Source organism: Halobacillus sp. 12SKB, assembly GCF_052941655.1.
The window spans coordinates 240058-255649 of the sequence record NZ_JBRFWR010000001.1; the positions used below are offsets into that span (position 1 = coordinate 240058).

General features: G+C 43.6%; 16 protein-coding genes and 1 other annotated feature. Of the genes, 4 read left to right on the forward strand and 12 right to left on the reverse strand.

Annotated features, from left to right (window positions below; translation table 11 throughout):
- Nucleotides 1-7: 7 nt before the first annotated feature.
- From ACQ4XT_RS01240 to ACQ4XT_RS01255, 4 genes are read right to left on the reverse strand one after another with little or no spacing between them, the layout of a single operon-like run.
- Nucleotides 8-880, reverse strand: a complete 873-nt coding sequence (locus ACQ4XT_RS01240; protein ID WP_446852153.1) for a 3-hydroxyacyl-CoA dehydrogenase family protein — start codon at nt 878-880, stop codon at nt 8-10.
- Complete coding sequence (locus ACQ4XT_RS01245) at nt 870-1448, reverse strand: TetR/AcrR family transcriptional regulator (protein WP_446852154.1); 579 nt, start codon at nt 1446-1448, stop codon at nt 870-872. The genes ACQ4XT_RS01240 and ACQ4XT_RS01245 overlap by 11 nt, the downstream gene beginning before the upstream one ends.
- Before the next feature lie 29 nt (nt 1449-1477).
- Nucleotides 1478-2257: an SDR family oxidoreductase gene (locus ACQ4XT_RS01250; protein ID WP_446852155.1), complete on the reverse strand. Its 780-nt coding sequence runs from the start codon at nt 2255-2257 to the stop codon at nt 1478-1480.
- A 4-nt stretch (nt 2258-2261) separates the two neighbouring features.
- Complete coding sequence (locus ACQ4XT_RS01255; protein ID WP_446852156.1) at nt 2262-3473, reverse strand: acyl-CoA dehydrogenase; 1212 nt, start codon at nt 3471-3473, stop codon at nt 2262-2264.
- 944 nt (nt 3474-4417) lie between these two features.
- Here ACQ4XT_RS01255 and ACQ4XT_RS01260 point away from each other — a divergent pair.
- Nucleotides 4418-4978, forward strand: a complete 561-nt coding sequence (locus ACQ4XT_RS01260; protein ID WP_446852157.1) for a CotY/CotZ family spore coat protein — start codon at nt 4418-4420, stop codon at nt 4976-4978.
- Between the two features lie 37 nt (nt 4979-5015).
- Here ACQ4XT_RS01260 and ACQ4XT_RS01265 read toward each other — a convergent pair whose 3' ends face one another.
- Nucleotides 5016-5498, reverse strand: coding sequence for a hypothetical protein (locus tag ACQ4XT_RS01265; RefSeq protein ID WP_446852158.1), 483 nt, complete (start codon nt 5496-5498; stop codon nt 5016-5018).
- Between the two features lie 4 nt (nt 5499-5502).
- Nucleotides 5503-5964: a DinB family protein gene (locus ACQ4XT_RS01270; protein ID WP_446852159.1), complete on the reverse strand. Its 462-nt coding sequence runs from the start codon at nt 5962-5964 to the stop codon at nt 5503-5505.
- 151 nt (nt 5965-6115) lie between these two features.
- On the opposite strand from ACQ4XT_RS01270, the gene ACQ4XT_RS01275 reads away from it, so the two are divergent.
- A complete protein-coding gene (locus ACQ4XT_RS01275; protein ID WP_446852160.1) occupies nt 6116-6952 on the forward strand; it encodes an STAS domain-containing protein in 837 nt (278 codons plus the stop codon).
- Here the strand turns inward: ACQ4XT_RS01275 and ACQ4XT_RS01280 are convergent.
- Nucleotides 6949-7746: a nucleotidyltransferase domain-containing protein gene (locus tag ACQ4XT_RS01280; protein WP_446852161.1), complete on the reverse strand. Its 798-nt coding sequence runs from the start codon at nt 7744-7746 to the stop codon at nt 6949-6951. The two genes, ACQ4XT_RS01275 and ACQ4XT_RS01280, sit on opposite strands and share 4 nt — an antisense overlap.
- 71 nt (nt 7747-7817) lie before the next feature.
- Here ACQ4XT_RS01280 and ACQ4XT_RS01285 point away from each other — a divergent pair, with 71 nt between their 5' ends.
- Nucleotides 7818-8771, forward strand: a complete 954-nt coding sequence (locus tag ACQ4XT_RS01285) for a nuclease-related domain-containing protein (protein WP_446852162.1) — start codon at nt 7818-7820, stop codon at nt 8769-8771.
- Between the two features lie 167 nt (nt 8772-8938).
- Here ACQ4XT_RS01285 and ACQ4XT_RS01290 read toward each other — a convergent pair whose 3' ends face one another.
- The 5 genes from ACQ4XT_RS01290 to ACQ4XT_RS01310 all read right to left on the reverse strand — a co-directional run bounded on the left by ACQ4XT_RS01290 (nt 8939) and on the right by ACQ4XT_RS01310 (nt 13554).
- Nucleotides 8939-10198 carry a glutamate-5-semialdehyde dehydrogenase gene (locus ACQ4XT_RS01290; protein WP_446852163.1) on the reverse strand — a complete coding sequence of 420 codons (1260 nt, stop codon included), beginning with the start codon at nt 10196-10198 and terminating at the stop codon, nt 8939-8941.
- A gap of 20 nt (nt 10199-10218) precedes the next feature.
- Nucleotides 10219-11349 carry a glutamate 5-kinase gene (gene proB, locus ACQ4XT_RS01295; protein ID WP_446852164.1) on the reverse strand — a complete coding sequence of 377 codons (1131 nt, stop codon included), beginning with the start codon at nt 11347-11349 and terminating at the stop codon, nt 10219-10221.
- Nucleotides 11350-11388: 39 nt separating this feature from the next.
- The gene (gene proC, locus ACQ4XT_RS01300) at nt 11389-12231 is read right to left on the reverse strand and encodes a pyrroline-5-carboxylate reductase (RefSeq protein WP_446852165.1); all 843 of its coding nucleotides are present in this window, start codon (nt 12229-12231) and stop codon (nt 11389-11391) included.
- Nucleotides 12232-12546: 315 nt separating this feature from the next.
- The gene (locus ACQ4XT_RS01305) at nt 12547-12876 is read right to left on the reverse strand and encodes a thioredoxin family protein (RefSeq protein WP_446852166.1); all 330 of its coding nucleotides are present in this window, start codon (nt 12874-12876) and stop codon (nt 12547-12549) included.
- Between the two features lie 57 nt (nt 12877-12933).
- On the reverse strand, nt 12934-13554 hold the full coding sequence (locus ACQ4XT_RS01310; RefSeq protein WP_446852167.1) for a DUF421 domain-containing protein: 621 nt from the start codon (nt 13552-13554) through the stop codon (nt 12934-12936).
- A 95-nt stretch (nt 13555-13649) separates the two neighbouring features.
- Nucleotides 13650-13864, forward strand: a binding site (T-box leader).
- A 39-nt stretch (nt 13865-13903) separates the two neighbouring features.
- Here ACQ4XT_RS01310 and argS point away from each other — a divergent pair.
- Nucleotides 13904-15586 (forward strand): arginine--tRNA ligase, encoded by a 1683-nt coding sequence (argS, locus tag ACQ4XT_RS01315; protein ID WP_446852168.1) that lies wholly within the window; start codon nt 13904-13906, stop codon nt 15584-15586.
- Nucleotides 15587-15592: the final 6 nt, after the last annotated feature.

A 15592-nucleotide genomic window follows, 5' to 3' on the forward strand; every position in this document is an offset into this window, starting at 1 on the left:
TTCCTCCTCAACTTTTCACAGGACGATCGTAAGTATAAAAACCTTTCCCTGTTTTGCGGCCGAGCTCTCCTGCTTTCATTTTCTCTTCCAAAGTTTTAGATGGGCGATCTTTTGGATCCCCTGTTTCTTCATACTGTTGCTGCATGACGTAATAGCCGACGTCTATCCCTGATAAATCCATCAGTTCAAAAGGTCCGATGGGATGATTCAGCGCTTTTCTCACTATTTTATCGATATCTTCGAAACCAGCGTATCCACCCTCATACAAGCTCATCGCTTCCTTTTGGATCGCAAATAAAATTCGATTGGCGATAAATCCTGAGATTTCTTTTTGCAAAAGGACCGCTGTACGATTCATCTCTTCACATACCTTCATGGCCACAGAGGCCGTCTCTTCTGACGTATGTTCCCCTTTGACGACTTCCACGCAGTCCATAACAAGTGGTGGAAAGAAAAAGTGCATATTGCACACCTTCTCAGCCCTCGACGTTGCATCAGCAATCAATGAACTGACAATGGTCGAAGAATTGGTGGCAAAAATAGTATGGGATGGAGCACACTCATCCAGTTTTGCAAACACTTCTCTTTTCACATCCAGCTTTTCAATGACAGCTTCAATAACAAGATCTGCATCTGAGACTGCTTCTTCGAGTTCTGTTGTGAAATGAAGGCGGGAAAAGGCTTCTTCACACGTGGCCTGAGAAATTTTTTCTTTTTTCACCCACTTATCCATAATCCCTGCAAGCTTCGCCTCTGCCTTTTCCAATGATTCCTGACTGATGTCCTGGAGCTTTGTTTCATATCCAGCTAATGCACCGAGCATGGCAATCTGATGACCCATGCTGCCTGCTCCGACAACCGCTAGTTTTTCAATAGTCATTGATTTCCTCCTCAATCCCTTTAAAAATCAACCGCATATACAAATCCGTCAAAGTCTTTTCATCCACTTCTCCATCAGGTTCGTACCAAAAATAGCTCCAGTTCGCCATGCCAAGGACAGCATAAGACAACATATCTGCACGCACGTCTTTTTTGAACTCCCCAGCTTCCATCCCTTTTTCCAACACTTTCTGGATGTTTACTTGGAATTGTTGGCGTTTTGGCAGTATGATGGCTGTCTTCTCTTCACTCAGGTGTCTCATCTCTTGAAAAAACACGAGTGCACTGTGACCGTTTGTCCGAATATTACCGATCAACAACTCTACAATTCTATACAGTTTCTCACCGTTGGAAAGACTTCTATTTGTAATGATTTTCTCTTGTCCCTCCAGAAGGTGGTCTATAAAAGATTGGTGAATGTGAACGAGCACATCTTCTTTATTTTTGAAATAGTAATAGAATGTCCCTTTCGTCACACCATTCGCTTCGACGATGTCCTGGATCGAAGTGGCCTGGAATCCTTTTTTACCGAATAATTCTATGATTGTGTCCATCATTTTTTCTTTCATGTCCACCCGTCCTAACTCAGCAAAATCCATTAACAGGAAGCGTGCATACCACCATCGACAACAAGAACGTCCCCGGTGACATAATCCGATGCTCGGCATGCTAAAAATAGAGCGGCTCCTTTCAAGTCCTCCTCAGAACCGAATCTTCCGAGAGGCGTTCGATCAAGTATGAAATCCCCACCGTGCTCAAGAACCCCTTTCGACATTTTTGTCGGGAAGAACCCGGGAGCAAGGGCATTCACCTGAATGTTATGCATGCCCCACTTCACGGCAAGATCCTTTGTAAAAGTGATGACCGCACCTTTACTAGCATTGTAGCCGACCGTCTCCATGAACCTTGGATCCGCTCCACCAAGTCCAGCAACAGAAGCGATATTGATGATTTTTCCTGACTTCTGCTTGACCATATGCTCGCCGACCTTCTGGGACATAAGAAAGGTTCCGGTCACATTAACGTTCATCACCTTTTGGAAAGCTTCCAGTGGCATTTCAAGTGTCGGAGCGCCCCACGTGGCTCCACTATTATTGACCAGAATATCAATCGCACCGAATTTGGCTACTGCTTCATCCACTACACGATCAATATCTTCAGGGTTCGTGACATCACACCCAAGCGCAAGTGTCTCCACACCACATTCATTCTCCAGTCTGATCGCCGCTTGTTCACAAGCCTCTTTTTTACGGGAACAAACGATAATATTCGCCCCTGCTTCCGCAAGACCTTCAGCAATTTGTTCACCAAGCCCACGTCCGCCTCCCGTAACGAGAGCGGTTTTCCCTTTCAAATCAAAAAGATCTCTGACATGCATGGTCTCACTCCTCATATTTGGATAGTTCGAGTTTAGCGATCTGTCTCCGGTGGACCTCATCCGGCCCATCTGCCAGCCTGAGTGTTCTAGAGTTGGCCCATTGAGCAGCCAGCGTGAAATCATCACTGACTCCGGCTCCCCCATGAGCCTGAATCGCCCGGTCAATAACTTTTAATGCCATATTCGGGGCGACCACCTTGATCATGGCGATTTCGGTTTTCGCTTCTTTATTTCCGACAGTGTCCATCATGTACGCAGCTTTCAAAGTAAGCAGGCGCGCCTGTTCAAGTTCAATCCGGGAATCGGCGATCCATTCCCTCACCACTCCCTGCTCTGATAAAGGACGATGGAAAGCCACTCTGTTTTGAACGCGCTTACATAAATCTTCAAGAGCTCGTTCCGCTGCTCCAATCAACCGCATGCAATGATGAATTCTTCCAGGTCCAAGACGACCCTGAGCGATGGCGAACCCTTTACCTTCTCCCCAAATCATGTTTTCCTTCGGGACACGGACATTATGAAAATCAATTTCTGCATGTCCATGAGGGGCATGGTCGTACCCAAACACTGGTAACATCCGTTTAATATGAACCCCCTCTGTATCCAAAGGAACAAGAATCATAGACTGTTGCTCATGACGTTTGGCATCAGGATTCGTTTTCCCCATAAAAATGGCGATTTTACACCTAGGATCTCCTGCTCCTGAAGACCACCATTTCCGACCATTGATTACATAATCATCTCCGTCCCGCAAAATGCTGGACTCAATGTTTGTAGCATCCGAAGAAGCCACATCCGGCTCGGTCATAGAAAAACAGGATCTGATCTCTCCCTTAAGAAGAGGCTCCAACCATTCGTCCTTTTGAGCTTGGCTTCCATATCGTGCAAGTACCTCCATATTTCCTGTATCTGGGGCATTACAATTAAAAACTTCGGGACCAATAAGCGAGCGGCCCATCATCTCACATAGCGGAGCATATTCAAGGTTTGTGAGTCCCGCTCCATATGTATCATCAGGTAAAAATAAATTCCAAAGTCCTTCCCCTTTCGCTTTCGATTTCAGCTCTTCCATGATAGGAGGAACTTCCGAAAAGCGATCTTTTTGTGCATTTAATTGATCTTCATACAACGATTCATTTGGATAAACATGTTCATCCATAAACCGCTGCACCTGTTCAAGGTAGCCTTTAACCTTGTCGGAATAATCAAAGTTCACCCTTTTTCCTCCCTTTTCATAAAACATACCAATCGGTTAGTATGCATCCATTTTATACCTACTATTCTGAAAATTCAACAAAAGTGAATGATTATTCACATTTTAAGTCAAAGCCCTTTTCCTCCAAAAAAGCTCCCTTTTCTTGAAGGCTCAGTTTCGAGATGTTTCAGTGTTCGTTACGGGGGTTGAGCGTCAGGGGTGGTTGGGAAGCCACTCGCTTTCCTGCGGGGATGACGGCAAGCCTCCTCGAGCTCCGCTCTGTGGGGTCTCGCCAGCCAATCCATTCCCGCGGGAGTCTCGCAGCTTCCCAACCACCCCATTCGATGTATGTGAGAAACGACCCCCTTTACCAATTTGGATTGTCTTCCACTAACCTACTGTTATAAGCATAAAGCGCCCTGTTTCAAGCTTCCGGGATTCAAATACCTAGGCATGGGAGTTTTATCCTTATACTCCCATCAAGCTGAATATCTGCATCTTCTAGAAATGGTTTCGAGACACTCATACGGCCAAGGGGCGGAGGGAAACGGTGAGACTCCTGTGGGAAGTGCGTGGTAGATGAGACCCCGCAGAGCGTTAGCTCGAGGAGGCTCATCACTCGCCCACGGAAAGCGAACCTTTTCCCGGAGCCCCTAAATCCACACAAACATCTCGAAATCAAGTCTTCCACAATCCTGCCATTATGCGTAATAAAAAGAAATAAAAAAAGATGCCAGTGTACGCTGGCATCAGACCGTAGGGAAATTTTCCATGGCGTGGTAACCATGAACCTTGAGCTTTTTGAACTCTCAGTACTATAAGGTATGCCCCGCCCCTCTGGTTGCCTTGGCCATCACCTAGTATTTTTACAAACTATGAAGATTCTTAGAATAATAGGCAGCTATACAAGCACTCTCTATGAAAAACCATAGAATGTAGAGAAAAAATAAAGGAGGAAATGTTTTATGAGTTGTAAAGGAAGAGATAACAACTGCGTACGCGATGTTATTAAAGAAATCATCAAAGCTCAAGATGAAGTGGCTGCCTTGATGGATAATGGCTGTTGTGATGTCAGCTGCGAGCGTTCCATCCGTGATCTGCTCTCACCTGCTGAAGAAACACCACGTAACACAACCGTTCCGTTCATTTTGTACTGCAAAGACTGCAAACCTTTCATCGGTAGTGGAGTCATTCGTAAGCAATTAATGTCTAATAGCTCCACTTACCTTGCCTGCTTGAGCTCTCCAGTTTTCAGAGCGAAGAAATTCACGAACGATGGAAAATGCGTCAAGCTAGAGCTTTTGATCCCAGAATCAAATGGAGGAGCACGAACAGCATCATCCTGCAAAAAGAAAGATGTCTGTGACTATTTCCCAGGAAACTCTATTCGTAATCTTCGCGCAACAGGCGTCTGCATTACTGTAGACCTTGACTGCTTCTGCAGTATTACGTGTCTTGAGCCGACGACTCCATTGATGGCGACACGCCAGGAAATGGACGATGCGATGTCTCAATTCGAAGACTAAATAAAAAAACGTGCATGGAACCTTGTTCCTGCACATTTTACATAATAGATACACGGATAGGATAATAAGCGCGTGTGACTTCTCCATCACTATACTCCCACTGGACCCCAATACGGTAAACCTTTTCAGATCCGTCCAATCCATAGACTTCAAAACTCGTCCCTTCCAGAGATTTGGTCGTCACAGAGTTAGTATCCATTTCATCGTAGAAGATCCTGTCTGGGTCTCTTGTAGAAAAACTAAACGCGATTTCTGTACCGCGTTCCAACTTAAACTCTTTTATGTTCCATTCTTCCTCTAATTGAGAAATAGAACGCTCTTCATCGGTGACAGAGCAATTTTTCTTTTGTATGCATACAACTTTTCCCTCTAAAGAATGAGATTCTCCTTTTATTTCTAAAGTGATCTCACGGATATTTTCTCTGTTGAGTGCTTCCTGCTTATTGTTTTCATTTCCAATAAAGAGACTAACGCTCACAATGATCCCTAATAGTGTGATGATTATACTATATCTTTTCATAAAATTAACCTTTCACTACTGGATTTATCCCCCACCATCCGTTTCGTTTTCGGATGGTTACGATCTGTCCGATATGGTAAGCGTTATGCATGAATAGATTCGCCAGCGTCTCCGCCCACATATCAAGCTTTTCTTGACTGCATGATAGGATCTCTTGTCTAAACATCGTCAGGACCATTTGGTAGTCAGCCACTCTGGAATGCCATTGCATATGGCCGTGATTTTGAAACGTATCGTAGTGACGAGGACGTTCCATGACCTCCTCCCCACGGAATCGGCTTAAATACCGTTCGTTGTAAAAATAAAGATGATGCACAATTTCCGCTATGGAATGGGTTTGATCATCCAGTTTTTCAACCGCTTGTGGTTCTTCCAGTTCTCTTACGGCATAATTGAAGCAGACGAACCAGCTGTTTTCATCATGAACGGATTTTAACTGCTCTAATAACACTCCTCTTAGCACCATGTTACCACCTCCTCACTTGGATATTCCCTTTTTTATGAACCTTCAGTCAATCCTGTTGGAAAAGAGTAGTTCTACCATTTATAATAGGATTAACTGATGATTCTCTCAACCCACTTAAATAGAGGCTCATTTGATAGAGAGGGGCTTGCGAATGGAAACGAACCAAGCTTTACATGACTTTCTTTTGCAAAAAGCTGAAGCTTTAACAGAAGAATGGTACAATTCGTTGAATCAACATGACGTGTCAGGGGTGTATGCAGCTACCGATTCTGCAGTCATTAATCATTTAAAAGCTCAGAACTATGAATTTCACAAATATATGCGCCAGCTCTTCATTTTGGATCGTGATGAATTCTTTCAACAGATCAACGGTTGGATTATTAATGTCGGAAGAGATCCGCAGCATTTAAACACACCTACCCATGAAATCATCCGGGAATTCATGCGTGTTCGTGAGCAGTATTTGGATTTCCTGGAAGAGTTTATCCTCCAACAGGAAATGCCCGTGTCCCGAGACTTGGAAAATGAATGGAAACGTTTGTTGATTGAAGTCTTTGATGAAATCATGTTTAAAGTGACAGAAGAAAAATCCAATCAATTGAATAAAAAGATTGATCACCAACGTACGGTGATCAATGAGTTAAGTTCACCACTTATACAGTTATCCAATGAGCGTGCCCTCCTTCCGCTTGTCGGTAATATTGATACCGAGAGGGCCACAGCTATTCTTGAAAACACCTTGAAAAATTGTACAGAAGAGAATGTCGATGTCCTCTATATCGACCTATCTGGTGTATATCTTGTGGATACAATGGTGGCTCAACAAATCTTTCAATTGATTGATAGCTTACAACTGATCGGTGTTTCATCGACCGTTGTCGGAATCCGACCGGAAATTGCCCAGACAGCCGTGCAGCTCGGTGTCGATTTCAGAAATGTCACGACAACTGCGACACTTTCCCAAGCGATGGCCGGCCAATCATTCTAATCAATAGAACCCCCGCATAAGGGGGTTCTATTTTTTATTACTTCAATCATTCTCTTTAAAAAAGGAATGGTATAAGTTTCATCCCCCCAACATTCTTCAAGCCACTGCAAATGTTTTTCCATCATAACAGCCATTTGGCCCACCGCCTGATCATGATGCTCCAAAGAGATCCAGCGATACACGTTCTCCATCTCCTGAACATGAGCAGATGGAAGTGCATGTGGGACAGCTTTCAAACCAAGCTGTGCTCGATCCGGTGCGTATTTTTGTAACAGAACTTTCGCCACATTCACACCTATATCATTAGCGACCTTTACAGCCCAAAGGTCATTCCCACGATCAGCCGCTTTCTTGTATTGCAGGAAAAAGAAAGCAATGTCATCGACTGCATATAAAAAATCCTTTTCAGATAAATAGAGGTTCTGATGAGATTCATGCTTTTCCATACGTTGTTCCGGATCATAGAGAACACGGAAAAAATCTTTATGTACGAGCGTTTCCTCAGTCACTGTAAAAAGGTCGACGTGCAGCAGGTTTTCATAAACAGCAATAATTTGAGGAGCGATAATAAAAATATCATCATAAAATATGATAGACTGGTAGCTCTCGAGATGCTTTTTTCTATTCTTCAAAAAAGCTTCCTTTTCCGCCTCGTCAACCAACACATATAAATCCACATCCGAGTGCTCGTCTTCCTCCCCACGTCCCATCGAACCCTTTAGAAAAACAGCCTTCACGAGGTCATCTTCTTTCAAGCTTTCCGTTATCTTTTCTACTGCTTCTCTCTGTCTCATCCAACCCCTCCTAAAAATAAAGATTACACCATCATATAATAGAATGATTTTTTTGTAAAAGGAGTCAGAACATGTATCGAGAAAAATCACTGGAACTTTTAAAGCTTGAATCTCTTCTTAATAGGATTCCCCCCCATCATCCCCTCAGTGAGGAAATAGCAAATCGTCTCGGCCGCTTGTCTGCCGGGCATTTTGGTGAGTCAACCGCTGATCACTACATGAAGTACTTACCAGGGAGAAGCATGGAGAATGTCAGGCTTCACGATGGGATCCAACCTTTTCAGATAGACACTCTGCTTATTTCCAAGAAATGCTTGGTTATTTTGGAAGTGAAAAACTACAAAGGGGAACTCCATTTCGATCTTGACCAACAGAAACTCATAAGAACAATAGAAGGAAAAAGTGAAATGTTTCAAGATCCCTTTGTGCAGATAGAACTACAGAAATTTCAGTTACAACGCTGGATCAAGAGATCCGGCTTCCCCTCCATCCCCATACACTCTTTCATAGTCATCGCTAACTCCAATGCCTCCCTTACATTTCAAGGAGAAGATCTTAGTAAAAGGAAAAGAGTCATCTTCGTGAAACAACTACCGACTCACCTAACAGCATTCATAAAAAGTTTTAAAGGAGAAAATGTGTGGGCGGATGATCACTTGAATGAATTCTCACCACGGACTAAAGCAGAATATATCCCTTATGATTCGGATGTCATGAAACATTATGGCATTTCAAAAGATGAGCTCAAGTGGGGAGCTCCGTGCCCCTCTTGCCGCTTACTTGGTATGATCCGCCGACGCGATCATTGGCTTTGTGGACGGTGTGGAGCGATATCAAAAGATGCACACTTACAATTGTTAAGAGATCACCAATTGCTGATCGGAGACACGATTACAAATGCAGAATTCAGGAAAATTGCTGGAGTCAAAACAGAATATATTGCAAGAAAGCTTTTGAACGAATGCTGTAGTCCTAATTTTGGACGTAGTAGGAATAGAAAATATATCATTAAGCTGTTATTTTAGAATTCGACTTTGTTATTTGATCATTCGACAAAGAAAATCAAGTATTCGACAGCGCTATTTAAGTATTCGACAACGTTAATTAAGTATTCGACACCACCACCTCTTCAAACACAAAAAAGAAGGGAAACTCCTGAGAGTTTCCCTTCCGCAAAAGCCGCAAAAGAATCTTATCTAATTTGGCCGGTACCCTTCATCAAGAACTTCACTGTCGTCAGTGCAGGAAGTCCCATTGGGCCACGGGCATGCAATTTTTGTGTGGAAATACCGATTTCGGCTCCGAATCCTAGCGCGCCACCGTCTGTGAAACGTGTGGAAGCATTGTGGTAAAGAGCAGCAGCGTCAACAAGTGCGAAGAATGTTTCTGCTGATTCTGCATCTTCGGTCACAATCGCTTCTGAGTGTTTCGTGCCGTACGTTTCGATGTGTGCGATCGCATCGGTTAGATCATCCACAGCTTTGACGGCGATGTCTGTGCTCAAGTATTCGTTTGCCCAGTCTTCTTCGCCGGCAAGGACAGAGCCTGGGATGATATCCAGGATATACTCATCACCGTGTACAGCAATATTGTTTTCTTTCAATGCAGCGATAAGCGCATCTTTATTGTCATTCAACCACTCTTTGTGGACGACAAGTGTTTCTGCAGCGTTACATACCGCCGGGCGGTCTGTTTTCGCGTTAACAAGGATATTGATCGCTTTTTCAACGTCTGCATGCTTATCGACATAGATGTGGCAGTTTCCAACACCTGTTTCAAGTACAGGGACCGTTGCGTTCTCAACAACGGCTTGGATCAACTTGCCGCCACCACGTGGGATGAGTACGTCGATGTGTTCTTTCATTTTGAAAAGTTCATTCGTTGCTGCGCGGTCAGTGGATGCGATGAATTGTACCGCTTCTTTCGGGATCTTCGTTTCTTCTAGACCACGGTGCATCACTTCAACAATCGCCTGGTTGGAGTTAATCGCAGAAGATCCGCCTTTCAGAACAATCGCATTACCGGATTTCAGCGCAAGACCCGTTGCATCAACGGTAACATTCGGGCGTGCTTCATAAATCATACCGATGACACCTAAAGGTACCGTTACTTTTTCAACTTGCAGGCCATTTTCAAGCGTCCAATCTGTCACCACTTGACCTGTAGGATCTTCCAGTTTAGAAACATCGCGTAATCCTTGGGCAAACTCAGCTACACGCTCTTTTGATAGGGAAAGACGGTCCATAAATGCCTCGGTGAAGCCTTTCTCACGACCATTCGCCAAATCTTTCTCATTGGCAGATAGAATCGTCTCATATTCGCGTTCTAGTACATCAGCTAAGTGATTAAGCGCCTGGTTCTTTTCCTCTTCAGAAAGAATCATCAATTTTTTGGAAGCTTTCTTCGCTTCAATTGCTTGTGCTTCAACGTTCACATTAGTTGTTAGTGTCATCAAAGACCTCCTTGATTATTTTAAACACCTACGGGCAGGGCAACGTCTAAATGGCAGACAAAATCTTTACGTTCGATTGCTGCTTGTTCATAAGACTCAAGTTCAGGTTCAGTCAGGCTGATCATTTCTTCCATTTCGTCTGAAGAATAATTGACAACGCCTAGACCGATCTCATCTCCATCAAGATCGTGAATGCGCACAACGGCACCTTTTTCAAAACGTCCTTTCACATGATGAACGTTCATCGGCAGAAGACTCTTCTTCATCTCAACGATCGATTCTTTTGCGCGATGATCGATAATGACTTCACCTTCTGGTCCAGAATTGAAAGCAATCCACTGCTTCTTCTGATCAAGGTTTTCAGAGTCTGTCGTTGTCTCGAAATACGTTCCTGTTGCATCTCCGTACACAGCATCATAAACGATGTTCGGTGTGTTGGCTTTTCCTAAGAAGGAAGAGATACCGGATGCCATGGAAATCTTGAATGCGTCAATCTTGGACTTCATACCGCCTGTGCCGACTGCACTACCTGGATCACCAGCTGCTGCTTCGATTTCCGGGGTGATTTCGTGGACTTTATCAAGTAGTTTCGCGTCGTCATTTTTTCTTGGGTCTGCATCGTAAAGTCCGTCAATATCGGATAGGATGATTAACTGATCAGCATCCACAAGTCCTGCTACTTTTGCAGAAAGTGTATCGTTATCACCGAATTTCAGTCGATCGATTGTAATCGTGTCATTTTCGTTGACGATTGGAATAATGCCACGTTCAAGCAGCACATTGATCGTATTACGTGCATTGTTGTAGCGGTCTTCATCAGAGAAGTCGCTGCGAGTAATGAGAATTTGAGAACCCATATAACCGTGGGATAGGAAAAGATCGGAATAAGATTCCATCAACAATCCTTGGCCAATGGATGCGGCTGCCTGTTTTTCAGGTAAAGAGCTTGGGCGCTCGAGGCAACCTAGTTTGCGATAACCTGCGGCTACCGCTCCTGAGGATACGAGTAAAACTTCGTGGCCGTCGTCTTTCAATTGGACGACTTCATCTACTAATTTTTCTAATTTACGGCGGCTGACTTCTCCGTGCATGCTGGTTAGGGAACTGCTCCCTATTTTAATTACTACCCTTTTTTTATCTTGACTCAACATATCACTCCTGTTTAACATTTTCGCGTCGATGGGTTTCGTTTATTTACTGCCTACAAGTAGTCCTTCAAGTTCTTTGCTTAATTCTTTCGAACGACTGGCTGCTCCTTTAATCGCTTCAGAAATGGCGTAACCTCCACCAGCTTCATTAAGAGCGTTAAGGCCTGCTGCTGTCGTACCGTTCGGAGATGTCACATTTTCACGTAGTTCTGTCGGGCTTTCATCGCGTTCCAGCATCATTTTTGCTGCTCCAAGCAATGTTTGAGCTCCAATTTCGCGAAGAGTTTCACGATCCATGCCTTCTGCACGACCCGTTTCTTCAATGTGTTCCATCAAATAATAGAAGTAAGCTGGTCCGCTTCCCGCTATTCCTGTAAAGACGTCCATTTTATCTTCTTCAATGACGAAAACTTCGCCAATGGATTTCAGTAGTTCCTTTGCGACAAGTACATTGTCCATGTCTGCAAAACGGCCTGGCGTAATCGCTGTCGCAGATTCGCGAAGCATACTTGAGGTATTCGGCATCACACGGATGACTTGCTGACCTTCATTCAATCGTTCTTCCATATAAGATGTTGAGATTCCCGCAAGTACAGAAACAAGTACTTGGTTAGCTGTCAATTTATCTTTTAAATCGGCAAGTACAGCATCAATATCTTTTGGCTTCATTGCCAAAATGAACTGATCGACTTCTGCAAAGTTCAATTCATCTTTTAATACCGTGCGTACGCCGTATTTATAATTGATTTCATTTAAACGTTCTTGATTACTTCTATTGGTCACGATGATGTTCTCAGCTGGAATATTACCGGATTCCACCATGCCTGAAATCATCGCTTCAGCCATAGAGCCTGCACCTAGAAAAGCAATCGTTTGTTTAATCATTTGGGTTAATCTCTCCCGTTCGCATTTTTTGTTCGCTTTATTTAAGACGTTTTTCATCATAACATTGGGCAAATCTTATTCAAGGGGTTTTAGGCAAGTCGGGTCTATATACGCCAATTAGTTAGTGTAAACGGTTTCATGGAGAGGTATTTCCAATTCATCGCTTCTCATCGCAAATAATCTCGTCTCAGACATGTATTTGCGGGTTGAATTTTCAAGAAAAGCCGGAGAAAGCAAAATTGAGGGAATTATCAGACTTTATTTTTACCGTAAGAACATATAAAAAAACCATCTGTTGAGGATTTCAACAGATGGTCATTTTTCATTAATGAAATGATTCAGTTTTGCCAGTTGCTGGTTTAACTCCCCGATCGGAACAAAGCGGGCTTTTCGGAATAGTTCTTTCCCTTCAGAATAGATCAAAACGGCAGGTACCGTCATGACTGAAAACTCTCCCGCCACTTGTGGAATTTTATCAGCGTCCACATGTCTGGACACAATTTCAGGATAGTCGTTCAACAAGTTTTCCACTTGCGGAAGCAAACCATGACAAACCGAACATCCGGGCCTGGATACATAAACAATCGAAAGCGGATGTTCATGAACAAATCCCTGTAGTTCTTCAATGGTGTTTACGGATTCCACTTTTCTCACCTCTGTTCCATTATATCAAGGAATAGATCAAAATGCCTGCACGGAGACTTAATTCAAACGATCAGGGTGAACGTGTTGGTGTTGCTTCGTTTCTACTTCCTTAAATAAATCTTCAGCAGGAGGTTTCGCTGTCGGGATTTGTGCAGCCTGATTTGGATTTAACATCTGTTTTAACGATAGAATTTGTTGGTATATGTCATCCATGTCCTGCTTTGTCGCTGGTCTTTTGTGTTCTTTATACTCGAATCCGACCTGCCCGTTTGGTTCAAGGGTCGCCGACTTAAGATCAGCAATGGACGTAATGTTGCCCTGCCTTAACTTCATCTCTAACTGGTCGACAGTAAAACGTAGTTTCTTCATATTCTTTTCATTTAACTGTCCATTTTCAATTATGGAAACAGACCTGCCTGTGAGGAAACGTTCCATAAAATCGAATTTCACCTGGCTGAATTCCATAACCATCAATGTAAGGACAAGCACTCCCCCTACACCGAACGTCACCCATATATTCTTCCCCGCCACAGGTTGGATCAGTAAAGAACCGATCGCAATCATGATGACCGTTTGTGATAACGTCATCTGTGATATGGATTTCCGACCGGCAATACGAAGAATGATTGTCCCCACAATGATAATGAGAACCGCTTTCCAAATCCAATCCATCATCAATCACCTCTATATCGTATGTTCACCTAAATAAACCAAGATATTCGCAAGGAAAGGATTGCAAAAGGAAATGCTTTCCGCTATAATTTTTTCAAATATAAAATTCCAGGAAAAAGAGAGTAGCTACCAGAAACAGATCAGCGACTCAGGGGTGGTGGAAGCCTGGGCAGGATTTCAGTAGTGAAACGGACTTTTGAGAAGCTTTCCTGAATCATGGAGTAGGGAAAAAGCCGGGGACGCCCCCGTTAACAACGTCGAGTGGCTGTACGACAGCTATAAGAGTGGTACCGCGAGCACAAACCTCGTCTCTTTTTTAGAGGCGGGGTTTTTTATTTTTATGGAGGTGTGGTTTATGGAAAAACAAATCCTTGCCCTGCAAATCGCTCATATCCTGGGGGAGGAGTATCCACGGGATTGGGTGCAGCAACAGATTGAAACACCTAAACAGTCCAGCCACGGCGACCTGGCTTTTCCTTGTTTCCCGCTGGCAAAGACGTTGAAAAAAAGCCCGCATCTGATTGCCGAAGAAGTTTCCAATCAATTGAAACATCCGGTATTCAATGAAGTGCAGACAGTAGGCGGCTACATTAACATTTTTCTTGATCAGGGGTTTGTAGCTGAACACACGTTGAACCAATTTTACCAGGACCCAGCAGCCTATGGGGGGCACGAATTTGGAAAAGGAAAGACTGTCGTCCTTGATATGTCAGCTCCGAATATTGCCAAACCTTTCTCCATGGGCCATTTAAGATCAACGGTCATTGGTAATGCCCTATCCAACCTTGCTCAAAAATGTGGGTATGAAACGGTGAAGATCAATTACATCGGAGACTACGGGACACAGTTCGGAAAACTATTAGCCGCTTATCTCAAATGGGGAAAAGAAGAAAATCTCAAACACAACCCAATTCAAGAATTGACCCGAGTGTATGTAAAGTTCCACCATGCTTCAAAAGAAGACTCCTCCTTTATTGACGAAGGAAGAGAATGGTTCAAGAAATTGGAGAATTACGATGAAGAGGCGGTTGCCTTGTGGAAATGGTTCAAAGCCGTTTCACTGAAAGAGTTTGAGAAAATTTATAATCTTTTAGGCATCACTTTCGACTTGACCCGAGGCGAAGCTTACTACAATGACAAAATGGATACGACCATCGACATGTTGCAGGAAAAAGGGATGTTGGAAGAATCGGAAGGTGCTCAAGTCGTCCGCCTTGATGAGGAAGGATTACCTCCCTGCCTTATTCGAAAAAGTAATGGAACGACCATCTATGCCACGAGAGATTTGACAGCTGCGATTGATCGGAAGCAAACGTATGATTTTGATGAAGCACTTTATGTGGTCGGCCACGAACAAACCCTTCATTTTCAACAGATCAAGCATGTGTTGAAAAAAGCAGATTTTGCCTGGGCGGATCAATTAAAACATATCTCTTTTGGAATGATGCTTCAAGACGGAAAGAAAATGTCTACACGTCAGGGGAAGACCGTTTTACTGGAACAAGCGCTGCAGGAGGCCATTTCCCAAGCTGCGAATAATATTAAAGAAAAGAACCCTGAATTGAAGGACGCGGAAAAGGTCGCGGAACAAGTCGGGGTAGGTGCTGTCATCTTTCACGACCTTAAACACGATCGTCGCAATGATGTGGAATTTTCTTTGGAGGATATGCTTACCTTCGAAGGTCATACAGCTCCATATCTGCAATACACGTATGCGCGTACTGTCTCTTTACTAGAAAAAGGGAACTTTGATCCTAATCATCCTGTAACAGACGTCCACACAGATTCCGCTTGGCCATTAATTAAAACCATTCGCCTTTTCCCGGAGGTGATTGAGAAAGCATACAAAGAATATGACCCATCCAAGCTTGCTAGACACCTCTTAGATGTCGCAGGTCACTTCAACAGTTTTTACGCCCATACAAAAGTGATTGGAAGTGAAGAGGAACAAGGGCTCCTCTCATTGATTTATGCCGTTAACTACCAATTAAGAAATGGTTTGTCCCTTCTCGGGATTCAGGCACCTGAAAATATGTAGCATAGA